The following is a 24,487-nucleotide window of genomic DNA, read 5'->3' on the forward strand; positions in this document are numbered from 1 at the left end:
GTGAGTACTGAAAAGGGGAGAGGTGATGCCCAATAACGGTGGAGGTTAGTGGGCGTTTATATCTATGATAAATATATAAATCAATGTCTTACTGGTTGTTGATTCATGCTCTCTTTGCTCCGTAAGGCAAGGTACAACACCCAAGTGATTAGCGCATCAGCAGTAATGCCCAAGCCGAACATTATGGCGATTCGTTCAAGCGTAGGGACAAAGATACCGATTTGATAAAGCACAAAAGCACAACCGTAAAAGAAGGTGTTGACGATAAGTGATTGATACAGCATTAAATCCGTGCGTCCAATACCATAAAAGTAACTGTCTATGACATTGTTTAAACTGAAAATGACATAGAACCCAACCATTAGCCAAACTAGACTGGTGATTGACTCTGGGTTCTCTATCCCCATGACATTGGCTATAAAGCTGTTCCAAAACGGTGCGGTGAGTATCCAAACAGCGATAATGCCCAGCGTTATCCAAAGGTAGCCATTGACTCTCTCAGATGTTAACCCATTGTTTGTCGCAGCATCTTGCTTAACCAGTTGTCCTAATGTCAAAACGGGAAGTAGTAGCCAGCCCCAAATAAATTGATTAGCAACCCAGAATGTTCCCGCTTGTTGTACTTGGTTAATAAGCTGAAGAATCATGACAATAAAGGCAGTATTTCGCACGATTGACTCAAGCCCTGACTTCCATCCAATCTTTGCCCATTCTTTGAGCCATTGCGATTGATCTGCTTTAGAAAACTTGAAGCTGAGAGTGATCCCTGATTTCGATAAATAAATCAGGGCAAACAGCGCGAGAAGACTATTGACCACGATATTACTTAAAGCAATACCATTCACTCCTAACTGAAGGGAGTAAGGTAGTTGACTGACGAAGACGCTGTCACAAAGGACAGTCATGATCGTTTGTACTACTAGAAGGCCATACAGCGCTTTTCGTTCATTTTTTAGGACGAGAACCAAAGACAAAAAAGCATAGAAGCTGGAGAGCAAAATAGCGGCAGATTCCAATCGAATGTATTGGATCGTTTGGGTCAATAATTCAGCCTGTTGCTGCATAGCATCAACAAAGTTCGGGGCTAGCCACAAAACCATTAAGGTCGCCACAAAGTAGCAAACTAAGGTAACCAAAAGAGATAGACTGGCTCGGTCGCGAAAAGCTTCATTACTATGAATCACTCTGCCTAGAATAAATGCTAAAGGGATGAGTAATGCTTCACTGAGGACTTCATATCCTACATTTAGCCATGCAACTTGTGCTGCAATGCTAAAAGTCCATGGGCTAGGGATGCTGCCCAAGAAATGGATTCGTGTAGTAGAGTAGATTAGTGGTATTAAGCTTGTCAGAGCCAACGCTAGCCACAGGCGAAAGTTGATTGTCTTTATTTGATGATTTTTCAATGTTTAAGCCTTGTTATCTTCACTAGGGATCTCGTGGAGAAAGCGATTCTCCACAGAGAAATAGCCATTACTTTTAATCAGTGGTTTCTTTCTAAGCCGTTCGAACAGTGTGATTAGGTACTGATAAAGTTCAGTATATTGCACTGTACTGATATGAGTTGATGAGCAGTTAAATACTTGCCATGGGAAATCAATCAATGTTGTAGCGACATGTTTGGGGAGGTAATTGTGTTTAAACTCACTCAGCAATAAATGTTCTAGCTGAACACAATAGTGCTGGATGATAGAGCAGTGAAAGTGGTACTTGTAACTGTCGTTGTTAGCGATAAGGTTCGGTAAGGAGCAAAACAAAAAGTAAACCTGAGCGGCCAACTCTTTGGCTTGTTTTCGCTCGCTTGTATGTGTTTTGGTAACGGCGTCTAATTGTTCTGTAAGGCCAAACTCACCCTTTAAAATAGTGAAGTGAACGTTGTAGATTTGTGACTCGCGATAATAAAGAGAAATGTCAGACAGCGATTGGCCTATAACGATTTCTATAAGCAAACGGTCTTGTGTTCTAAGCGTGATTTTCGACCCCAAAATATCGGTATGAGCCAATTGTTCACCGAACAATCTGAGGAGTCTTTCATGCCAACTCTGAACCGGAATCGATGACTGAATAAATAAATCGATATCGGAGCGCTTTGTTAACTGATTAGCCCCCAAGCTTCCGTAAAGTAGAACTGTAGGTACGCTTGTATCTGTGCTCAATACTTTATTCAGTTTACTGATCCAAGTGTGTTGAGATAATGGGAAGGCCGCCCAGAAGGCATCAAAGTTATCAGAGAAGTCAAAACAGTAAGATTGCCAAATCTGTCTTTGCCAGTGAGTTTCTAGTTCTATCGGTATGGTTGTATCTTTCAAAAATCTAATAGCTTCATCAACAGCTTGCATTTTTTTGTAGGATGATGGGTAAGGGATTTCTGAGTATTTCTCGTCATCAATTGAATTGATGCTCTGCTCAATATCTCTAGTGCAACAAATTAATATGCCTGTTTTCCTATCTAATTGATTGGCAAGAAGGCTAGCCGTTTGACCGTATCCTGTAAATTCAACAATCGCGTTTTCCTGTTGTTTAACCGCAGCAAGGAAATGCTCACAAGCAAGTTGCTCACCTTGCTCGGTTCCATCGCCAAAGCGAATTCGATACTCATCTAATGATAAATAAGTGAACTCAGGCAAACGTCCTTGTATTTGTTGGCTTAACGTCGTTTTGCCTGAATTTAGGTTACCAAAAATATAGATATGCATTGTGACTTGAGGTTGTTAACCAAGCTGAAGAAACTCTAGCTTGGTTTTAATGGTGATTAGGCTGATTGATAAATCTCAGCTTCCAATTCAGAAATCGCTTCTAAATACTGCTCTTTTCCACCAAAGCACTTTTTGACGATTTCAGCAGGGCGTCCCATCTCATCAAAAGGCTTAACTTTGAGTACATGAATATTTTCAATCTCTTGAACGCCTTCATCTGCGTACTTGTCTAGTAAGTTGTTCAACACCTGCTGAGCCGTTTCACCGTACTTAGTGAAGTAGTTGCGCTTTTTGACGTTATCAGCGCGTTCTTTTCTGGTGAGTGCTGGTTGGTCATACACGACATGACAAATCATGTCGAATGGGTCGAGATCTTTGCCTACTTCCAGCTCTAATGCTTCCCAGATAATGCCTTCCTCTGCCAGTTCATCAATGATTGCTTGCTTTTTATCGGCATCTTGCCAGCGCTTAACAAAGTCATCCATTGAGGAGAACTGTTTTGCCATTGTCTTGCGGGTGTAGTCTTTGAACGATTCGGTTACGAGTTTACCATCGGCATCGTAGTATTGAACACGCTCGGCAATGGCTTTCACTGTTACACCGTTGACATGGAACTTTCTAACTCGGTTTTCATCCTGCCAATCATCATCGGCATTGCTACCGTCAGAAGGAGATGAACCTAAGTCGTATGGAGCTTCTGGTTCATGGATGCTTTCAGGGTCGATATCTTCCCCTTCAAAAGGATCATCTTGTTCAAGTTCATCCTCACCATCGATGATCTCATCGATTCCTGCATCGGTATCGAAGTCTTCTGGTTTTGTCTCTTTTACTCGCTCAGGGACACCATCAAAGCGCTCATCAGCGAACAGTTCAGTCGCCTTTTTGAAGTCGAGAATGGTAAACCATAGCTTTCCGTAACGATCATCAATACGAGTACCACGACCGATGATCTGCTTAAACTTAGTCATCGACTGAATGCCCTGGTCAAGCACAACCAGTTTGCAAGTTTTTGCATCGACACCTGTTGTCATGAGTTCTGAGGTGGTCGCGATAACAGGGTAAGCCTTTTTGGGGTTGATGAAGTTATCAAGCTGAGCTTTGCCGATTTCATCATCACCTGTAATTTTCATTACGTATTTTTCATTTTTAGCCACTTGCTCGGGGTTGCAGTTGATCAGCGCTCGACGCATACGCTCTGCGTGGTCAATGTCATTACAGAACACAATGGTTTTAGCCATCGGGTCGGTGTGCTTGAGGTAGCTGGTGATGATCTGCGCAACCAGTTCTGTTCGCTCATCAATGACCATGGTTCTGTCGAAGTCTTTCTGGTTATAGATCCTGTCTTCGATCACTTCACCATGTTTATCGATTTGCCCTTTGGTTGGTCGCCAACCTTGTAAATCTACATCGATATCGACACGTACAACTTTGTAAGGAGCTAGGAAGCCGTCTTCAATACCTTGCTTAAGCGAATAGGTATAAAGCGCATCACCAAAGTATTCTGTGTTAGAGACGATATCGGTTTCTTTTGGTGTCGCGGTTAGCCCGATTTGAGTCGCTGAAGCGAAATACTCAAGGATCTCACGCCATGCGCTGTCCTCAGCGGCGCTGCCACGGTGACACTCGTCAACAACAATCAAGTCAAAGAAATCAGGGGCAACTTGTTTGAATGCCTTTTGGTGCTCTTCTGGACCAGTTAGAGCTTGATACAGAGCTAGATGGATTTCGTAAGCGGGATCGACTGTTCGACCAGTGACTTTGGTCATAGCGGGGCCAAACGGCTGGAAATCGTTGGTTTTGGTTTGATCGACCAGAATGTTTCTGTCCGCCAAAAACAGGATGTGTTTTTTAGCTCGGGACTTCCACAGTCGCCAAATAATCTGGAATGCAGTGTAAGTTTTGCCCGTACCTGTTGCCATAACCAGCAGCACTCTATCCTGTCCTGCTGCTACTGCTTCCACGGTTTTGTTTATCGCTTGTAGCTGGTAGTAGCGCGGAGACTTACCGCTACCATCATCATGGTAATCTTGAGTAATGACTGGAAGGTGCTCGGTTTTGTAGTCTTTCCAAACGCAGTACTTGTCCCATAGTTGCTGAGGTGTTGGGAAGTCTTCAAGTCGGATCTCAGTTTCGAGTTGAGCTGAGTTGGTTTTGTCGTGGAAGATAAAACCATCGCCATTTGAGGCAAAGACAAAAGGGACTTCAAGTAAGCTGGCGTAATCAAGGCCTTGCTGCATACCTTTGCCGACTTCATGCTTGTTCGCTTTTGCTTCGACAACGGCTAGAGGCATGCTCGGTTTATAGTAAAGGACGATGTCCGCAGACTTAACCTTTTTCCTCGCGGCTGCTTGACCACGAACAATGACTTTACCATCACGCAGTTTAACTTCTTGACGAATTTGAGACATATCATCCCATCCCGCATCTTTGATAGCAGGAAGAATGAATTTCGTGATGATGTCGGTTTCAGATAGCCTTGATTTATTTATTGTCGATTCCATGCGATTAGCCAGCCCAGTACAATGCATTTCATGACTATACCAAAAGATGCATAAAAGCAGAAAAGATACTGACTTATCAGTGAAGTGGGTAACGGTATGGGTGAGATGCCCGAGGCTATTCGTGGAAATAGTTATCCCGTTATGCAATAGAGCATAACGGGAAGTCAGTTAAACAGACCCTAGAGACTCGGTATTTACCACTACAAGGTGTGTTGGCTACTTTCGTTCACCCCAATCACATCGTCTGTCTAGGCTCATGGGGATTCACTCACTTGCCGCTTACCTGAAACTCCAAGTAGTTTGGATGTAGCTATATTGATGGCTTAAGTTTGAGGTTCGTTTGATTCGTAGTAGCAACTTGCTGCTACATTTGTCGCTCTTTGATCAATGTTTCAAAATCTGAAGGATAAGCCGTAACAAGAGTAGTTTCAGCGTTCAGAGCATTTAAGTTATCTCTGATACTGGCAATGGTACGAGGAATAAACTGACTTGAATCTCCCATCACTCCGCGAACGAGGTCGCGACCTAGATTTTCTAAACCACCAGTAACGATATCGAATTGAGCATAAATATCGACATGATAGCCACCTTCATATTGCCATAGACAAGTATAAAACTGAGTATTTTCTCCATGTGAATTCATGGAACTGTCAGTTGCTTGAGCATACACAAGTGCCCCATCACAAGTCGGCATTCTAACCGCTCCACCTGCTAAAGCTGATAGGGCTGAGTTGCCAGCGAATGGATTGACTAGTTCAAAGCGAGGAGACTCTTTAGGTAACGGATAAGGGGGTAAGTCCTCGGTGATCTTTACAGAAGAAGTATTGGACTGTAATGCTGTTTTTATCGCTTTAGCCATATCTGTGGACGAAACGTTATCTGCCACCTTTAAATCAAAAACAGCGTAACTTCTTTTAGTTTCTTTTGTTTTAGTTAGCGATGTATTTTGGCACCCCATAAGCCCTAATGATGCGATTAGAGCCAGAGCAATTGATTTGTAATGCATGAAAATAATAACCTTCTTTAATAAACAAAGCCTATGCATTTTATTGCTCAATTATTTGGTAAGCAATTGTTAAATAAAGACCTAGATCACTAAAAACATAAAAAATAGTTTTGAATGGCGTTAACTTACGGTCAACGTGTGGTTATCCCGATCGCGGACGACATGCACCACAACAAACTCTCGTCTTTCCTCACCAAGTGAGGTGGTTAACATTCCCATTGCGGGGCATATACTATTAGCGTTTCACGCCATCGTTTGTTGAGCACATTTCCAATGCCTTAACTTATTGTATCAGTGTGACGGAATTTATCGATGGCAAAAAAGCCAACCTATCTATTCAAATCATGGATTGAAAAACTCCTGCCAATAACCAGTTGCATTTCACTGAAGAGATGGAAATTAATAATGTTCACGGCATAGGCAAACGCATTCCTGATCTGGTCTGTTTTTTTAATGGTCTGCCTTTGCTCAAGGGCGAGATGAGAGCGATCCCTAGTATATTTTAAACGGCAGTCAGCGGGTGTTTAAATTTACTACAGATAAATTTGTTACTCACTGGCTGCTTATCGGCAACGCCAAGTAGTTTGGTTAAACGTTAATTGATAACCGAAGTCGGTTCCACATAGGCTGCGGTTCCCCAAAGTGGTACCGTAGAAAGGCTGTGCTTAAAACTGCCAGAGGTTTCTTTGGTGGAATAAGAAACATACATTAAGGTTTGCGTTTGCGGATCATAAATACGTCTGATTTTCATGCTCTTAAAGAAAATACTCTTCGATTTTTTAAACACGACTTCGCCAGATTTAGATTTATCGATATTCGCGATCATCTCAGCAGTGATCTCACCCGTTTGGCGGCAAGATATCGAAGAATCAGAAGGATCAGCTAAGCTTAAATCCGCTTCAATACTGGCAATATGGCAAGTGACCCCCGTAACGATAGGGTCAGTTAAATGGTGGAGTTTAATGTCTTTCATGGTAAATAGTCCTAAACTCACATCGCCGACGGCAGAGCGATCACAGCCAGATAACAATACGGTGCTGATGGCTAGGATGGTTAATTTTTTAAACATACTTAAAGTCCTTGCTAAAACAGAGTGTGATAATAACAGTAAGCAAGACAAAAGCGCGTGGAGAACTGTGCTATGATAGGCAAAATATTGAGAAGCGACCTTAATTTTGCCTCTTTACTCCAGATGGGTAAGTATTTTTAGCAAAATGGCTTGCCAGAGAAGAAGAAATTCCTATGACCCACTTATCTTCACTTAACGCTATGCAATCACTGATTGATGCAAAGAATCAATGGTTGTATGACCAGGTCGATGTACAGTTCCCCACACCAGAGAGTTTGCAAGGTCTCGCTGTTTATCAAACCTTAAACCAAGCCTTACCGAATGAAATCTTTACGGCGCAGCGTCAAGTGTCTGAGAATCATTTAGCTGCTATTTATTTAGTGGATTTTCATCGCTTAACCATCATGTTTGCGTTATTACAAGCCACTCGTTGTCAGCAACCGGAGCAACAAGCTTTACTCGTCGAGTTTTTTACGCAAATCATTTATTCGCCACCTTGCAGCTTATATTTGGGGTTTGCTGATACTCAACCGATAGCTGCTGCTATTGTGACCAGTGATGGCTCATCACTACTTATCTCCGATGTAGTGATGCAACATAACCCGATCTTTACTTCTAGTGATGAGTTTGTCTCTGCTGTTGTGGCTAAGTATCAGCAAGATCATTCGCTTTCAGGTTCAATCTATATCGAATATTCCCAGCCATAACATTTTTTCTGAGTATTTGAGTCATCGTCACTAGGTTTTTATAGAAGAGAATCGTGATGTTGCTTGAAGATACGGGATTATTGTCTGTATTTCCCCTTGTTTTGTTAACTGCATCATTCGAGCGTTGTCTCAGCGGTATACACTACTCTGGGGCTTGTCTCTTTGCCCAGAAGTCGTGTTGATGATGAAGGCCATAGGTGACAAATGAATGAGTGATAAGGTTAAGCCGCATTGGGATTTCTTAACGGCAGTTAGCCATCACAAAGCATAATAAGGACAGCCATGAAAAACCGTACTATTCGCTGCGTGATTTTTGATTGTGAAGGAACGTTGATCGATAGCGAGCGTTTGAGCTGTATCGCGCTGGTTCGAGTATTTAACGAACTGGGTGTCTCATTAACGCTCGAGAATGTGTTGCAGCATTTTTCTGGTGGAAAAATTGCCGATATTCTGATTAATACCAGTAAATTTGCAGGTATCAATGCGGATATTGATCGACTAGAGCTTCGTTATCGACAAGAGCTTACTGCGCTGTTCCATGCAGAGTTGAAACCTATGCCAGGCGCGATTGATTTATTAGAGCAACTTAAACGCTATAATATTGAGTACTGTGTAGCGTCAAATGCACCACACGACAAGATGGCTGCTGAATTAAGACTGGCGGGTTTAGAGAGCTATTTCACGGGTGGGCGTATTTATTCGGCCTTTGAGGCAAATAGCTGGAAACCTGAACCCGATTTGGTGCGTTATTGTGCCATGAGTATGGGGTTTTCATTAGCAGATTGCGTGTATGTAGATGATACACCGAAAGGGGTTGAGGCGGGGATCAGCGCAGGAGTTATGACGTTTCAACTATGTTCACCTCTATTTTCTCATCCTGTGTTGCATCCTGATGTGATTACTCTGCATCATTTGCAACAATTGGTTGAATATCTTGGCGATACATCAACCAATAGTGCACAAGCTCAGACACTGATTAAGCGCTGAGCAGTCAACACGATGGTTTACCCGTCAATGCTGGGTTTGGGTTAAGGGGTGCAATTGATGAGGAAGATAAGTTGCTGCCAGTGTGACGGCTGGTTTACTTAATAAGACTTGTTGTTGGATCTGTTGTAACTGATGGGTATGGAAACCGCACTGTGCGCAAAAAAACTTCTCGCCGTTTTGAGAGATAAAAAACTCGTCATGTTGACATAATGGGCAAGCGTCAATATCAATATTGGGGATTCTTGTTGTCATCATTATTACTCAGCAGCATTAAAAATAATGTCTCATTTTCCCCTCTGATTTGAAGCCGCAAAAAACGTCGCTATTCGCTCCATTCTTGAAATTATTTTGACCATTCCAAGTGATATCGGGGGTTACTTTTATTAGATAATCTATTCATGTTATTTGGTGCTACAGCAAGAATGGCGGTGTTTATTATCAACAACTTTCCGCTCTCTAGGCACGATTGGTTAAGAATAGTGCAGTAAGCATAATCGGCTTTGTGACGATACTGATTAAATAAAGATAGCTTTGATTCATTTTTGAGAGTGATTTCATGTTTTCTGTTTTATTTGTGATACAGATCCATTGCGAGGGCTTTTTGTTCCATTTTCGTCAGTTGGAGTAGTGGCTAAATGAGGATTTACATTCGACAATTACATGAGAAGCGCAGACCAGTTCAAAAACTGACACTAAGCTGCGGAGGGAAGCTCGACAAATGCCTAGCTTTAGCTTTGAATGGGAATGAGACAACGTAGCGTGAGTAGAGTATGGCAAATTCACAGGCTTTGAGTACCACCTTTCAAACTTACATGGAAAACCCCTTGTTGTGGCCCATCCTAGAAGTTTTGAAACGGCAATCTTCTGGTTGGAAGGTACATACCTTAGCAGCTCATCTTAGCGAGCAGGGCTTAATTCCTGTTCTTGATAGTGCTGCTGATAAAGATCTTTTTAAGCGAAACTTTCTGATCATGAATGCGTTATACCAGTTACAAGAGATGTTGTATCCGAAAAACTGGTTACAAGTTGAGGCGATGGACATTGCGTTATTGCCAGTATTTAGTCATTCGCAATATGCCATAGACCCTGATGATCCGCTGCGTGATTATTACTCGCGTTGGGAGCACTATGAAGTCAGTGAAGGAGAAGTGAAGCGGTTACTGAATGAATTTTGGACCCGTTATCAGCGTTTTGTTGGAGGGGACGACATTAAAACCCTCGATCGTTCTCAAGCTTTACGATTATTTGAATTGCCCGCTGATGCCTCTTCTTTTGAAATTCGTAAGACCTGGCGTCGATTAGCGTTACGTTGGCACCCGGATCGAGATAATGGTAATGCTACTCAATTTCGAATCTTGTGCGCTGCTTGGAATGTTTTGAGGCATGATCATTAGGGTCTGTTTATCTCGAACAAAATTTAACCGCGAAAGATAAACAGACCCTAGATAAGATTGAGCATTTATCGTCGTTATATAATATCCCCAACTCACAGAAACGGTTTGTTATCGTGGTGTGTTGGGGAGATTAAACATGACCATCTTTAAGCGGCGTGGATTATTCGGTTATTTTAAATTGCGCTTTACGCAGACGATTTAAGGTGGCCATCGCATCTAAAATACGTGGTTTCGCCAAATCGCCTTGATTGGGCATCCTGCTATACCATTCGCCTTCCAATAATGCCTCCAGCTCTCGTGCCGGATGAGTTGCCCAACCAGGCTGCTGGGCAAGTTGAAAACAAAGCCAGCCGATAGCGTTAATCTCTGCAGAGGACTCTAACTGTTCCAGTGCCGAGATATCAGCAAATTCTTTACCAAAGCGTAGTGAACCAGTGCCTTTTGCTGAGACTCTAAATTTACCCTCTGCTAATATTTTTTGTAAGGCGCTACGGTTTAATGAGCGGGGGGGGAAAGCGGTTAATGGCGTTTCACACTCATTGCGACGTAAAGTTGGATGCTGTTGGATCACTTGTTGTGCTTTCGCAGTAACATCGATCGCTTGATAATCATGCATTTGAATTACGGTATCTGCGATATCTAAATAGTCGCCTGACCCACCCATTACGATCAAGGTTGAAATACCGAGTTCATCTCTTAATTGACCAATTCTATCAACCAATGGCGTGATGGGCTCATCGCCTTTTGCGACTAGAGCCTGCATTCTTTCATCGCGGATCATAAAGTTGGTTGCTGAAGTATCTTCATCAATCAACAGTGTGCTAGCGCCTGCTTCAATCGACTCTTGTAGCCAAGCGGCTTGTGAGGTCGAGCCTGAAGCATCTTGAGTACTAAAATCATGGGTGTTTTTACCCATAGGTAGATGATTGATGTAGTTGGATAAGTTTAAGTTATGAACACAGCGTCCTTCTTCCGCACGAATTTTCATTGCTTGCGGATCAGTGACAATACCTTCTCGACCATCACCGGGAATATGATTATAAATTGAACGCTCTAACGCGGTTAATAAGGTTGACTTACCATGAAAACCACCACCGACGATTAAGGTAATGCCTTTAGGAATTCCCATGCCAGTGATCGGGCCTTGGTTTGGCGTTATGAGTGTCACCTGTAGCGTTTTTGGTGCTTGAAAAGGCACGGCTTCTTTCATTGGTAGATCGCAGTTACCTGCGATACGAGGCAAAATACTGCCATTAGCAACAAAAGCAACCAACCCATTGGCCGATAATTGATCACGCAGAGCTTGTTGATCTTCAACCACTTGGCAATGAGTAATTAAGGCCGCCTTATCGAGTTCACGCTCTAAAGTTGCTCGACGGATAAATTTAGGTAGATGAAACGTCAAAATATTAATGGCTTTTTTGGCCAGAATATCACGACCTTCTGCTGGTAAATTGATTCGAAAACGCAGCTCAATACCTTGCTGATTAAACAGAACGGACGTGTTATCCAGCACCGTTTGTCCAGTCAATGAGATAGATAAGCTGTTTTCTTGCTTGGCTAGTTCAGCAAAACGGCGGGCGATGAAGTCACGTGCGGCTTGCTGGTAAGTGGCTGAGCAGTCTTTTAACCATTCTAATCCGGTCAGTGACCAAGCACGTTGTGCCCGTAAACGAGAGGCTGATGCGTAAGGATCAGACTGAACATGGTCGATAGACAGGGTAAAATCACCAAAATCATACAGGCCTTTTATTTTTTGATAGGCACGGTAGTTCTGTTTTTCGAGTTTTTTCAGGTTTGCAATTAATAGATCCATCTCGAGTATCACTTATTGAGAATGACAAAGGCGCGATTATAGGGACCGCTATAGACAGAGTAAAGCAATCATACGGAGTTCTCACTGCCTTTGCTCTTTTTGCTCCTATGCTTCACGGCTGTCAGGCTATCGTCCCCAAGTGTAAGACCCTAAGCATGGTTCATAAAAGGCGAAAGGTCGACGTCTTGTTGGTAATCTATCTCTGGAAAATCAAAACCATTTAAACGCAGGAATTCTTGCTTGAAGCCTTGATAATCGCCTAATTCAGCAAAATTACTGGCATTCATTTGACGCACTAGATCGCAAACTTGTGCTTGGGTATCAGGGGCTAATTCCCATTCATCAATTCTTAGTAAACGCTCCCCATCGACAGGTACAGGCTGACCGGTATAAAGTTTCTCGCTGAATAAACGTTGCATTTGCTCAATGCACCCTTCGTGGGTGCCTTTTTGTTTCATTACGCGATACAAGGCGAGTATATAGGGGGTAAACGCGGGGATAAACACACTTGCTTTTGTCACTAATGCCTTACAAACAGTCGCGTAAGCGTTGCCATCGTAATTAGCGAGTTTCAAGTTTAAGGCATGGCTGGTTTGGTGCAGGTCGACTTTTGCTCGGCCTAATGTGCCATCAAGATAGATGGGATGCGTCAGTTCTGAACCCACGTAAGAGAAAGCAAGGGTTTTACATCCTTGTGCTAAAGAATCATGGTTAATCAATGTGTCGATCCAGTTTTCCCAATCTTCGCCACCCATCACTTTTAACGTGTCTGCAATCTCTTGCTCTGAAGCAGGCGGTAAGGTGGTGTCTAACCACTGATCATCTTCCAGAGAGACCGTCGCGCCAGTGACACTCTCACCAATCGGCTTGATCACTGAGTGCCAGAATTCTTCGCTATCGCCTTTGCGGCGCATGCCACTGGCAATGCTATAAATGACTAAATCGACTTCACCTTCAAAATAAGTTTCAATCGCTTCAATCACTTGTTCTTTGATGTGTTGTGAAAAAACGTCACCAGTAATATTTATCGCGACTCGTCCCGCTTGTTCCGCGTACTGTTTAAAGAAATGGTTATTATAAAACCCCGCGCTGCCAACGCCTTTACTCGATGGGCCACGCTCTAATGAAACGCCGATGGTATCGGCGTCTGCGCCACCAAAGGTTAAGGCGATTCGAGCCGCGAGTCCAAAGCCGGATGAAGCGCCTAAGATCAACACCCGCTTAGGACCTTGACTGATCGATGGCGCGGATTTTACGTAGTTAATTTGTTGAAGGACGGCTTGCTGGCATCCATAAGGATGAGCAGAGCGAGCAACCATGCCCTGAATGAGGGGCTCAATGCGCATAAAGATGACCTGTGTGCAGTGGATGAACCAATAAAATAACGTAAAGCATGGTAAAGTTTATTGAGCTGAACCATTAAATCAGACAGTTTTAGGCAATTGACCATTGCTAGCGTAACAAGCCGATGAACGGGCACTGTGTCATTGGTTACAATAACGGTGTGAGCTTCTGGGCCATAAATTGAGCGATCCAAGGTTGAGCGGCTGAGTTTGGATGTAACCCATCGCTCATCATCCACTCGGGATTGATGATCACTTGTTCAAGGAAAAAATCGATCAGGGGTAGATCAAACTCTTTGGCTAAGCGAGGGTAGACGTCCGCGAATGAGTCACTGTAACGTTTACCATAGTTGGGCGGCGTTTTAATTTGCATTAACACAGACTGTGCATTGGCTTGCTTAATTTGTTCGATCATTGTGCGCAGATTATTTTCCACCACTTGAGGGGGAAAACCACGTAAGCCATCATTCGCGCCAAGGGTAATCAGTACCGTTTGAGGTTGATGCTGCTCAAGCAGAGAAGGGAGCCTTGCCAGTCCATTACCAGTAGTATCTCCGGAAATACTGCCGTTAATAACCGTGATATCTTGGTGTAATGCTAATTGGCTTTCAAGTAAGGTTGGCCATGCTTGCTCAATCGGCATTTGATAGCCTGCGCTTAAGCTGTCACCCAAAATCAACAAGGTTTGACTACGTGCAGTCGTTGTAAATAGCATCACGCTAGAAAAAATAAACCCTAAAAATAACAAAGGAAGTCGTTTCGCCATGCAAAGCTCCGTTAGCTCAGTACCATCTGTGATTTCAGTCCAGTCAGTGTCAAAAGTTGTCTCTACTGAACAGGAGACCTTAACCATTCTTCATGATATTAATCTTACCATTGGTGCTGGTGAAAGCGTAGCGATTGTCGGCAGCTCTGGTGCGGGTAAATCAACGTTAATGACGTTATTAGCAGGCTTAGATACGCCAACACAAGGTGAAGTATATCTGCTGGGGCAGGGGCTTTCTTCGCTGGACGATGAAGCAAGAGCGGCGATCCGCAGTCAATCGATTGGGTTTGTATTTCAGAGTTTTTTACTGATCCCAAGCTTATCGGCGCTCGATAATGTCACTCTACCTTGTCTCTTAAAAGGTGAACCTGAAAATCGAGCGCGAGCTGAGGCGTTATTGACCTCGGTTGGTCTCGCCCATCGCCTACATCATTCGCCTAATCAACTGTCTGGTGGTGAGCAGCAGCGCGTGGCCCTTGCTCGTGCATTTATGGTTGAACCGCAAGTACTGTTTGCTGACGAACCAACGGGCAACTTAGATCAAGAAACGGCCAGTAAAGTGATTGATCTGCTATTTGAGCTTAATCAACAGCATGGCACCACGTTAGTACTGGTGACTCATGATCCTAAACTGGCTGCTCGTTGTCAGCGCCGCTTTTATATGCAAGCAGGCAAGTTGGAGGAGCGAGTGTGAAACTAACCCAATCATCGGCTTTGAATCAGCGATTTTTACGTTGGAGTTTGAGTGAAATTCGTCATGGTCAACTGTGGCCTATTTCGCTGGCGTTAACCTTGATTATCGCCTGTGTGTTTGCACTCAGTGCGTTAGCTGAGCGCATGGAGCAAGTGGTCGTTAAACAGGGTAAAGACGCACTTACCGCGGATAGTGTGTATGTTTCTGCTCATCCGATACCAGACTCTTTATTAACGCTTACTGAGCAGAAGTCGTTGAGCACTTCGCAAATGACCCGTTTTGCGACGATGGCATTTAGTGAGCACGGAATGCAATTGGTCGGAGTTCGTGCGGTGGACTCAGCATATCCGCTGCTTGGCAAAATGACCTTAAGTGACGGTGTTGACCTGTCTCATCGTGTAGAAGCTAACCAGTTGTGGTTAGACGATCGTGTGTTTGCTCAACTTAATGTAGAGATAGGTGATACGGTTACTTTGGGGGACGCTGATTTTCTGGTTAGTGGACGAGTCGTTGACGAGCCTGGTCTTAGTTTCAATCCTTTTCAACAAATGCCGGTGGTTTATATTCATCAAGCGGATGTAGAGAAAACCGGAGCACTTCAGTTAGGGAGTCGTGTGCAATATCGGTTATTCATTCTTGGTACGGATCATCAGATCGAGTCATTAAAATCATCACTGGAACTCGGACCGAGTGACGAGTGGCGAGATCAAGAAACGACTAATCAGAGTAATGAAGTTTTTGAACGTACTCAGCAATATCTGTCGTTAACGGTCGCGATTGTGATCATGATGGCGGCGACGACGTTGGTATTAACCTGTCAGCATTATGTGTCGACGCGGCAGCGTACGATTGCCATGCTAAAAAGCCTTGGCGCGAGCAAAAAATGGATCGTGCGTTGGTTAACTATTCAAATTGCACTGCTGCTACTTTTTGCTGCATTAGGTGGCATCCTAATTGGCGTTGGATTGGAATTTTTACTCAGAATACCTTTGGTTGATTTATTACCCAACCCTTTACCTACCTATGGTTTTCAACCGGCCGTTATTGCGTTGCTGTCGAGTATTTTGATTGCCGTGCCCGCATTAGGCATTCCTCTTGGTTATCTCCTGAATGTTAACGCTGCCAGTGTCATTCAGCCGGTTAAAGTGGCTCGCCGTCACTCATGGAATGCACTGCTAATAGCCGTACCATTGGTGCCTATGGCAGTGGTTTACTGGCAAAACCAACTGGTGTGGATCATCTTATTTGGCATTCTTGGGCTGTTTTTTGTCTTAGCGGTGATCAGTCTGCTCTTTATTCGCGTATTGGGTTGGCTGCCGCTCAATACCGCGATGCGATTGGCATTAAGTCGAATTAATCGTTCAAGTGTTGCCACGGGATTGCAGTTTGGTGCCTTATCACTATCGCTAATGTTATTGGCTGTTATGTGGTTAGTTCGCACCGATTTACTGGCGGATTGGCAAAAAGTATTGCCTGCCGATGCACCGAATGCTTTCGCAATTAATATTGCCGATTATGAAAAGCAAGCCTATTTGCAAGCCCTTGATGAGGCAGGTCTTGAACGCTCCGAGGCGTTTCCGATTATTCGTGGGCGACTTACCCATATTAATGGTCAAGTCGCTCAGGAAAGAATTGACAATGGAGATGGCCCTAACGCGCTGCGCCGTGAGCTCAATTTTACTTGGGGTGAGGAATTACCGAGTTATAACACGATTGTCGAGGGGCAATGGGTGGCCAGTCAGGCGGTGTCAATTGAACAATCCTTAGCTCAAGAGTTGGGTATAGAAGTGGGTGACACACTGAGTTTTATGATCAGTAGTCAAACTATTAGTGCGGTCGTTAATACGATTCGTCACGTAGAATGGCGAGAAATGAAACCGAATTTCTTCGTTATATTTTCGCCTGATGTGATGCAAAACGTATCAGGTAGCTGGATGGTGAGTTTTCGTATTGAGTCTGATCACCAATCCTTGCTCAGTGAGTTATCTCGCCAGCATCCGACAGTAAGCTTAATGGACATTCGAGCGATGGGCGAAAAAATTCAGCAGTTACTGACGCAAATCGTTTGGTCGATTACGGTGTTGGCTGCGCTCGGGATGTTAGCGGGTATCTTGTTGATTTTTACCTTACTGCGGTTAAGTTTGAGTCAACGTCAACAAGAAATACAGCTTTATCGTACATTAGGGGCGAGTCGTCGTCGGGTCACATCAACCTTATGGGCAGAATATGGCGTGATGGCATTGATTGCTGGACTGGTAGCGGCAATCAGTGCTGATGTGATAGTCGGCAGTATCATGTATTGGGGATTTGACTTATCCCCAACCGTACATTTTTCCATGTGGTTAACCTTACCAGTCATGACTTTTGCTATCTTAGCTCTTGTCGTTAGTAGCTTGTTGCAGCGATTGTTAACTCCGATCAATCGTGCGTTTAGTTGATGGTATCTTGAGTAAATAAATAACTTATCCACAAAAACAGTGGATAAATGTTGGGATAACTTCCTTGGCTATTGATAGCGATCAGCATGCTAAGCCAATGCCGCTCAAGCTTACCGATAATTGGTTATTCACAGTGAGTGACAGTTGGAGATAAGCGGATAATCAGTCAAGGCTTTTTTGATAAATTTTATACCGTTGATAACGGTGCCACGTTACATTAAACCGCCGTGATCCAGTGTGCATTTTGGGATGCTCTCATCACGCATGGCTTTCAGCGATGATCGGTGAGTCCGTTATGGTGAGAGTGAGACCCATTTGGGTATAACATCGATAAGACCTTGTGAAAAATGTGATTTTCATAACCTTTTACACGTTTTAGAATAGGCAGCAACGTAATGACCAACGGCAGTGAAATGTTACTTACTAAACCAGAAATACAGGCCCCGAGTATTGCCATTATTGGTGGAGGGGTCGCCGGTGCCACCGCCGCGGTGCATCTGAGTGAACTTGGCCTAAAGGTGACCTTGTTGGAAAAGAGCGCTGGTCTAGTCAATGGACCGCCGATTTGTCATCTTCATGCGGGAGGTAATTTATATCGAGAAATCTCTCAGCAGCAGTGCATCGAATTACTGCGTCAATCGATAGAAACCGTAAGGCTTTATCCACACACTTTAAACCGGCGACCAACAGTGATCGCTATTCCACACAGCGATCCTGGTTCGGCAGAGGAAATATTACCGAGGTTAGACGTTATTCGTTCTGCCTATCAGCAACTTGTCGTCGAAGATTCGCAAAATAAAATACTCGGTGAGCCCAGTGACTATTTTCGTCTTTATCAACAAGATGAACTTGAACGTCTGGCATTGAGATCTCAACCGAAAGTACCTATTAGTTTCGACGATTGGTTAATCCCTTTTGCTCAACATACGGATTTATCGCAGCTTAAATATCCGGTTGTTGCGGTGCAAGAGTATGGTTGGAGCGTCTTTCGATTAGCGGCCAGCGCACACTTAACCTTAGAAGCGTTACCGAATTGTCAGATACTGACTCAAGCAACGCTGATTGACACTCATTTTGCTGAACAGCAGTGGCAGTTGACTTACCAAGATCGTGATGGCCATTCACATCAGTTACAGTGTGACTATTTAATTAATGCCTGCGGTTACGAAACCGGTAAAATTGATGACTTAACTCATCATCCTCGTCAGCGTCTGGTTGAGTTTAAAGCAGCCTTTGTCACTCATTGGCCGCGTTGTCATCAAGAGTGGCCTGAGGTGATTTTCCATGGCCCGAGAGGAACACCACAAGGAATGGCTCAGCTCACTCCTTATGCGGATGGTGTTTTCCAATTGCACGGTATGACGCAAGATATTACGTTGTTTGATGATGGTTTGGTGTCTTCAACACCGGAGTCTTCACAACCTTGTTTGCCTACTTATCTGCAGCAGAAGCTCACTCAAGGCTGGTCAAACCAGGCGCTAAGTGAACGGACTTTGAGAGCGATTAAGCACATGAGCCAATTTGTACCCGAATTTGCTTGTGCAGAGATTGGTGGTAGTCCGTTATTCGGTGCTCAGCAGATCCCTGGGGAAGATGCATCATTGCGAGCCGCAGATGTTACGTTTGAGGCCAACCAGTATGCTCGCATTGAGGTTGTAAAAGGCTCATCGGCCTTGGAAGCTGCGAGAAAGCTCGTTGCGACTTGGCAATTAGCCGACGTTGATGCGGGATTATCCATTGAACAGCAGCATCCAGTATGCTTGAGTTTTAGTGAGCAACAAATTGAGCAAAAAGCCATCCAATTAGCGGAACAACGTGGTTATCCGATAGCGTTAGCTAAAGTGGTTGGCTCAAGGTATTAACACCACTGTTCTCTAATGCGGTTGATTAACTCAACCGCTCTAGGATGGTTTGTATCGATGCATAACGTATCCGCTTCAATCGCCAAAATAAAACCGTCTGCACTGGTTACTTTTCCATAACGAGTGATTTGTTTGACTTGGTTTACTATCGCCTCTTCATTGCGTAATCTGCCATTAGCTGACGTATCGGGCGTTAACTGCCCGTTAGCCAGATACGTTCTATCGGCAAAAGCTTCAAATAAGAGTGGCACATCAAAACGATCCGCCAAATCGAGATAATCTTGGTTATTCGGCGAGGCTAAGATCATCAGGGGAAGATTAAAGCAAGAGACAGCATCAACCACTGAACGGAAAATATTTTTATCCTTCATCATGTCACGGTATAACGCGCCATGGGGTTTGACATAGCTTAACTCGGCATTTTTGCTCTCACACAAGGCCTTGAGCGCACCAACTTGATAAATCACAATATCGCATATCTCTTCATCCGACATGGCGAAGGAGCGTTGACCAAAGCCTTGTTTATCAGGATAGCCGGGATGAGCACCAATCATGACGTCGTTTTGTAGTGCTAAGTCAATGGTTTTACTAATGATATGTGGATCAGCAGCATGGAAACCACAAGCGATGTTAGCCATATCGATATGAGGCATAATTTCTTCGTCTGTCCCCATTCTCCATACACCAAAGCCTTGGCCCATATCACAATTTAGTTTGATCGTTCGTGTTGTACTCACAGAGGGTGATCCTTATTGGTTATCCCTTACTTATCTGGCGTTGAATATTAGTCATTGTTTAAGTCCATTTATCATTATCTTATAGGATAAGATCAACACGATGACAGTTTTTTCTTGGATTCTTTATTGGTATTTTGAAACAACTTAACGATAGAATAGGTTTATGAACGTGGTCAATCGTGCTGCAATCGAATCGATGACTCAAACGGATAACTAAGATGCAGAAATTAACGAACAAAGGTAGCTAGGTATGAAAGTGTTAGTCACCGGGGGAATGGGCTATATCGGTAGTCATACTTGTATCCAAATGATTCAAGCGGGCATGACGCCAGTTATTGTTGATAACTTATATAATAGTAAAGCCTCGGTATTGGATAGAATTGAGAAAATATCAGGTTGTCGTCCCGTTTTTATTCATGGTGATATTCGTGATAAAGCGCGGTTAATGAGTATCATGGCCGAACATGCAATCGAATCGGTGATTCATTTTGCCGGTTTAAAGGCCGTCGGTGAATCAGTACAAAAGCCGCTTGAATACTACGATAACAATGTTAATGGTACTTTAGTGCTCGTTTCTGCGATGCGTGAAATGGGGGTAAGATCATTAATATTCAGTTCTTCTGCGACCGTATATGGCGATCCTGCTAGTGTGCCAATCACTGAACTGTTTCCGACCAGTGCGACCAACCCCTATGGGCGTAGTAAATTGATGGTCGAAGAGTGTCTACATGATTTTCAACGTGCTAATCCAGATTGGAGCATCACGCTGTTGCGTTATTTCAATCCGGTTGGCTCGCATCCATCGGGAGAGCTTGGTGAAGACCCGCAAGGCATTCCGAATAATTTAATGCCGTTCATTTCTCAAGTTGCTGTCGGGCGGCGCGAATGCTTGTCTATTTTTGGCAGTGATTATCCCACCAAAGATGGTACTGGCGTACGAGATTATATTCATGTGATGGATTTGGCTGATGGGCATATTGCGGCGCTACAAAAAGTGGGTGTTCAGTCAGGGCTGCATATCTATAACTTAGGCACAGGTCAGGGGTACAGCGTATTAGAAATGGTCAAAGCCTTTGAAACCGCTAATCAGTGTCAAATACCGCATCAGTTAGTGGCAAGACGCCCTGGTGATATTGCTGAATGTTGGGCAGACCCAAGTAAAGCTCAGCGAGAGCTTAATTGGCAAGCGACACGCACCCTACAAGAGATGGCACAAGATACTTGGCGTTGGCAATCACAAAATCCTCAAGGTTATCCAGATAGCGAAACGATATAATTGAACAACCTGACTAACCATTACTTATTTTGAGTGATGGTTAGTCGTTATTGGTCATCAACAAATGGTTATCAATAAAAAAGCCAGTCACATGAGTTTGACTGGCTTTTTAACAAATCACTTCTCGTCTCAAGTCGAGAGGGGAAGACTGTGGATTAATTTGTTTGGTAGCGGCTCAATATCTGACTAAGATTTTGTGTCGCTTGACTGATTTCATTAATCCCAGACGAGGATTTTTCTGCGACTCGGCGAATGGTATTGGACTGACTACGGATATCGCTCAATTCTGATGCGATATCATTAGCGACTGAACTTTGTTCTTCTGCAGACGTTGATATTTGCACACTCATATCATTGATCATCCGTGCCGAATGAGCGATTTTTTCAATATCTTGGCCAATTTCCATTACTAAGCTGCTGCTACTTTGTGCTTGGCTCACCGTTTGTTCGGTCATTTTTGCTATCGTACGGCTTTCACTTTGCAGTTTTTCAATCATCGATTGAATATCAATAGTGGCTGATTGTGTACGGCTAGCGAGAGTGCGAACTTCGTCAGCAACGACAGCAAATCCTCGACCTTGTTCACCTGCTCGCGCGGCTTCAATCGCGGCGTTGAGTGCCAGTAGGTTAGTTTGTTCAGAGATAGCGTTGATGGTGGTGATCACTTCATTAATCTTGATCGCATTTTCATTTAAGGTTGTCACCGATGAGGATGTTTGACCGATAAATCGTGATAATTGTTCAATTTCGTTGATCGCTTGAGTGACTCGACGATGACCAATCTCGACTTGTTTCGCATCCTGCTCTGCTTGTTGAGTCGCTTGACGTGAAATGCTCGATACTTCTTGAGCGGAGGCTGTCATTTGCTCCATTGCGGTGGCAACAGAATCTAGCGACGCGTACTGATTATGGATTTGTTTTTCACTCTCTTTCATTTCACCAGCGAACACTTTTGAGGTGTCGGTCAGTGTCGCTGAGTTGTTTTTGACTGTGACGACTAATTCAGTCAAGGTATCCATGGCTTTATCTAGTGCGCAGCCAATGGTACCAAACTCATCACGCCCGGGATGAAAACCTAATCGAGAAGTAAGATCACCTTTCGCAATTTTTTGCGTCGTAGTGTAAAGATCCCATAGAGCTCCACCTAAGAAAGTTGCAATCCAATAACAAAGAAGACCGAACGGAAGAACCCACAAGTAACTGAATAAAAGCACCTTGAAAGCGGCAGAGCGCATTTGCTGCTCTTGACGAGAGAAATCTTCCGTTAAACGATAGACCTGCCCATTCTTGCTTTGAGCTGTCGCCATAACTCGACCTTGTTGATACTGCGTATCTTGCAAAGCGGCGCGAGCTTCTAACCCTGGGATCAAGGTAATGTCATTTTGACTGATAATCCCTTGTAATTTGTACTCTACGGCTTGTTTTGCTTGAGTTTCAAAGTTAGCGATGGTGTGCATATAACGAGCGCCAGCTAGGGCGCTAAGTGTGATAAAAAAGAGCGCAAACACGGCCCACATCTTATCGTTGATGGATATTTTGATGAATACACGATCAATCATCCTGAATGGAACTTGTTTCATATCTTCTCCGGTGTAGCACTATGGCGTGGGGGTTGAGCGATTTTACGGCTATCTGAGCGATTAAAGTGTGTAATATCCCATATATTTATGAAATATATATGTACCAATGTTTCAGAAGTGAGAGGTAGATCGATATATTCAGCATTTATATAAAAGCCCGAATAAGGATTCTTATTCGGGCTTTGAGAAAGGTCATAAAGAATTCAAAGCAGGGCGCTTGAATGACAGTGATTAGCCGAGTGCGGGAAGTGCACCTATGGTGATCATCAATTGGGCAGCAACAATTAATAAGCCAATAACCCCTGTAATCATCAAGGCTGGCTTACCGCCAATGACTTGATAATACTCAGATGAGGAGGCTTGGCGTCTTACGCGCACGACCATAGCAATCGGTAAAAATATCGCCAGAATCGCTAAAGCGATGGCCGCATAACCTAGAGCCATAATAAAGCCCTGTGGGTAAAATAAAGCAAACAACAGTGGGGGGGTAAAAGTGGCGACAGAAGCGACGAAACGATTTATCCCAGCGCCTTTTTTACGTAGCGTATCACCCATAAACTCAAACAAACCTAAGCTAACGCCGAGGAAAGAAGTCAATAACGCTAAATCCGCGAAAATACCGATCATGCTCCCCAGGCCAGATTGGTGTGCACTGCGTGCTAATGTGCCAATTAAGGCAGATAAACCACTATTTTGAACCAGCTCAGCTTGGCTGACGACACCGAGTGTGGCTAATTGCCACAGAATATAAATGATCAGTGGAATTGCCGAACCAATGACGATTGCTTTACGCAGTGATGGGGTATGTCCATCAAGATAGTTGACGATAGCGGGGATGCTGCCATGAAAACCAAACGAGGTGAAAATTACGGGTATAGAAGCAATGATCAGCCCCTGTCCAAGTGGCATACTCAATAAGTATGACTCAGTAACATTAGGGGCAAGAAACGTGAGCACCATGATCATGGCAATGATTTTACCAGCAAACAATAAACGGTTAACTTTATCGACCGTCGCTGTACCAATGGTGACTACGGCAGCGACAATAACGGTAAACAGCAAAGTGCCTGTTGGCGCAGATATGGTGAATCCAGTAAATTCACTGATCCGTTGAGTAAATTGCCCACCACCTCCAGCGATATAAGCAGCACACAACGAGTAAAATAAGAACAGCATCGCGAAGGTCGCTATCCATTTGCCTTTTGTGCCGAGTATCTCTTTTGCGAGTGTGTGCAACGTGGCGTCTTGACTTGAGTATTGATGGATTTCGACCATCAATAATGCGGTGAAGGCCATTAAGGCCCATAGACCAAGCATAATCAGTAATGCCGTCGAAAATCCAAGCCCTGCAGAAGCTAAGGGCAGAGCAAGCATACCTGCACCAATCGTCGTTCCTGCAATAATTAAGCTACTACCTAACAGTTTTGATTTGATCATATTGTAAACTTATCTGTACGTTTGTTGAGGGTTAAATGAATGCAACGGGGTCAGTCAAACAATAATTAGGTCGCTGCTTACGTTTTTTGGTTATTCTGAATAAATTAATCAATAAGGTCAATGGTGTTGTAAAAAATTAAGTTCATTGGTGTAATTTTATTTATACACTTAATTTTGG

19 protein-coding genes and 1 pseudogene are annotated in these 24,487 nt (G+C 43.7%); 8 read left to right on the forward strand and 12 right to left on the reverse strand.

Going from position 1 to position 24,487, the window contains the following annotated elements; all coding sequences use genetic code 11:
- Positions 1-80: 80 nt before the first annotated feature.
- The 4 genes from BSR11_RS14585 to BSR11_RS14600 form a co-directional block, all read right to left on the reverse strand.
- The gene (locus BSR11_RS14585) at positions 81-1,406 is read right to left on the reverse strand and encodes an MATE family Na+-driven efflux transporter (RefSeq protein ID WP_072671061.1); all 1,326 of its coding nucleotides are present in this window, start codon (positions 1,404-1,406) and stop codon (positions 81-83) included.
- A gap of 3 nt (positions 1,407-1,409) precedes the next feature.
- Positions 1,410-2,696 carry a nucleotidyltransferase domain-containing protein gene (locus BSR11_RS14590; RefSeq protein ID WP_072671062.1) on the reverse strand — a complete coding sequence of 429 codons (1,287 nt, stop codon included), beginning with the start codon at positions 2,694-2,696 and terminating at the stop codon, positions 1,410-1,412.
- 56 nt (positions 2,697-2,752) lie between these two features.
- Positions 2,753-5,197, reverse strand: a complete 2,445-nt coding sequence (gene hsdR, locus BSR11_RS14595; protein WP_072671225.1) for an EcoAI/FtnUII family type I restriction enzme subunit R — start codon at positions 5,195-5,197, stop codon at positions 2,753-2,755.
- A 364-nt stretch (positions 5,198-5,561) separates the two neighbouring features.
- Positions 5,562-6,203, reverse strand: a complete 642-nt coding sequence (locus BSR11_RS14600; RefSeq protein ID WP_072671063.1) for a hypothetical protein — start codon at positions 6,201-6,203, stop codon at positions 5,562-5,564.
- A gap of 260 nt (positions 6,204-6,463) precedes the next feature.
- On the opposite strand from BSR11_RS14600, the pseudogene BSR11_RS17210 reads away from it, so the two are divergent.
- Positions 6,464-6,709 (forward strand): annotated as a pseudogene (locus tag BSR11_RS17210) (type I restriction endonuclease); the annotation flags it as partial.
- Between the two features lie 89 nt (positions 6,710-6,798).
- Here the strand turns inward: BSR11_RS17210 and BSR11_RS14610 are convergent.
- Entirely contained in the window at positions 6,799-7,272 is a 474-nt protein-coding gene (locus tag BSR11_RS14610) for a CreA family protein (protein WP_072671064.1), read from the reverse strand.
- A 173-nt stretch (positions 7,273-7,445) separates the two neighbouring features.
- On the opposite strand from BSR11_RS14610, the gene BSR11_RS14615 reads away from it, so the two are divergent.
- Positions 7,446-7,979, forward strand: coding sequence for a hypothetical protein (locus BSR11_RS14615; RefSeq protein WP_240004075.1), 534 nt, complete (start codon positions 7,446-7,448; stop codon positions 7,977-7,979).
- A gap of 282 nt (positions 7,980-8,261) precedes the next feature.
- The gene (locus BSR11_RS14620; protein WP_072671065.1) at positions 8,262-8,966 is read left to right on the forward strand and encodes an HAD-IA family hydrolase; all 705 of its coding nucleotides are present in this window, start codon (positions 8,262-8,264) and stop codon (positions 8,964-8,966) included.
- A 24-nt stretch (positions 8,967-8,990) separates the two neighbouring features.
- On the opposite strand, the gene BSR11_RS14625 is transcribed toward BSR11_RS14620, so the two are convergent.
- Positions 8,991-9,221: a hypothetical protein gene (locus BSR11_RS14625; RefSeq protein WP_072671066.1), complete on the reverse strand. Its 231-nt coding sequence runs from the start codon at positions 9,219-9,221 to the stop codon at positions 8,991-8,993.
- A 515-nt stretch (positions 9,222-9,736) separates the two neighbouring features.
- Here BSR11_RS14625 and BSR11_RS14630 point away from each other — a divergent pair.
- Complete coding sequence (locus BSR11_RS14630; protein ID WP_072671067.1) at positions 9,737-10,360, forward strand: DNA-J related domain-containing protein; 624 nt, start codon at positions 9,737-9,739, stop codon at positions 10,358-10,360.
- Between the two features lie 160 nt (positions 10,361-10,520).
- On the opposite strand, the gene BSR11_RS14635 is transcribed toward BSR11_RS14630, so the two are convergent.
- The 3 genes from BSR11_RS14635 to tesA form a co-directional block, all read right to left on the reverse strand.
- Positions 10,521-12,176: an ABC-ATPase domain-containing protein gene (locus BSR11_RS14635; RefSeq protein WP_072671068.1), complete on the reverse strand. Its 1,656-nt coding sequence runs from the start codon at positions 12,174-12,176 to the stop codon at positions 10,521-10,523.
- 149 nt (positions 12,177-12,325) lie between these two features.
- A complete protein-coding gene (gene fabV / locus BSR11_RS14640; protein WP_072671069.1) occupies positions 12,326-13,522 on the reverse strand; it encodes an enoyl-ACP reductase FabV in 1,197 nt (398 codons plus the stop codon).
- A gap of 145 nt (positions 13,523-13,667) precedes the next feature.
- Positions 13,668-14,285 carry a multifunctional acyl-CoA thioesterase I/protease I/lysophospholipase L1 gene (gene tesA / locus BSR11_RS14645; RefSeq protein WP_072671070.1) on the reverse strand — a complete coding sequence of 206 codons (618 nt, stop codon included), beginning with the start codon at positions 14,283-14,285 and terminating at the stop codon, positions 13,668-13,670.
- Between tesA and BSR11_RS14650 the strand changes: the two genes are divergently transcribed.
- The 3 genes from BSR11_RS14650 (at position 14,284) to BSR11_RS14660 (ending at position 19,279) form a co-directional block, all read left to right on the forward strand.
- Positions 14,284-14,979: an ABC transporter ATP-binding protein gene (locus BSR11_RS14650; protein ID WP_004396609.1), complete on the forward strand. Its 696-nt coding sequence runs from the start codon at positions 14,284-14,286 to the stop codon at positions 14,977-14,979. The two genes, tesA and BSR11_RS14650, sit on opposite strands and share 2 nt — an antisense overlap.
- Positions 14,976-17,417 carry an ABC transporter permease gene (locus BSR11_RS14655; RefSeq protein ID WP_072671071.1) on the forward strand — a complete coding sequence of 814 codons (2,442 nt, stop codon included), beginning with the start codon at positions 14,976-14,978 and terminating at the stop codon, positions 17,415-17,417. The genes BSR11_RS14650 and BSR11_RS14655 overlap by 4 nt, the downstream gene beginning before the upstream one ends.
- Before the next feature lie 395 nt (positions 17,418-17,812).
- On the forward strand, positions 17,813-19,279 hold the full coding sequence (locus BSR11_RS14660; RefSeq protein ID WP_083545010.1) for an FAD-dependent oxidoreductase: 1,467 nt from the start codon (positions 17,813-17,815) through the stop codon (positions 19,277-19,279).
- Here BSR11_RS14660 and BSR11_RS14665 read toward each other — a convergent pair.
- Positions 19,276-20,016 (reverse strand): 5-oxoprolinase subunit PxpA, encoded by a 741-nt coding sequence (locus tag BSR11_RS14665; RefSeq protein ID WP_072671072.1) that lies wholly within the window; start codon positions 20,014-20,016, stop codon positions 19,276-19,278. The genes BSR11_RS14660 and BSR11_RS14665 overlap by 4 nt on opposite strands.
- Before the next feature lie 250 nt (positions 20,017-20,266).
- Between BSR11_RS14665 and galE the strand changes: the two genes are divergently transcribed.
- Positions 20,267-21,292: a UDP-glucose 4-epimerase GalE gene (galE, locus tag BSR11_RS14670; protein WP_072671073.1), complete on the forward strand. Its 1,026-nt coding sequence runs from the start codon at positions 20,267-20,269 to the stop codon at positions 21,290-21,292.
- A gap of 155 nt (positions 21,293-21,447) precedes the next feature.
- Here galE and BSR11_RS14675 read toward each other — a convergent pair whose 3' ends face one another.
- On the reverse strand, positions 21,448-22,872 hold the full coding sequence (locus BSR11_RS14675; RefSeq protein ID WP_072671074.1) for a methyl-accepting chemotaxis protein: 1,425 nt from the start codon (positions 22,870-22,872) through the stop codon (positions 21,448-21,450).
- Positions 22,873-23,103: 231 nt separating this feature from the next.
- Positions 23,104-24,309, reverse strand: coding sequence for an aromatic amino acid transport family protein (locus tag BSR11_RS14680; RefSeq protein WP_072671075.1), 1,206 nt, complete (start codon positions 24,307-24,309; stop codon positions 23,104-23,106).
- Positions 24,310-24,487: the final 178 nt, after the last annotated feature.

This window comes from Vibrio injensis (assembly GCF_001895205.1).
In the GTDB taxonomy this organism is placed as follows: Bacteria; Pseudomonadota; Gammaproteobacteria; order Enterobacterales; family Vibrionaceae; genus Vibrio; species Vibrio injensis.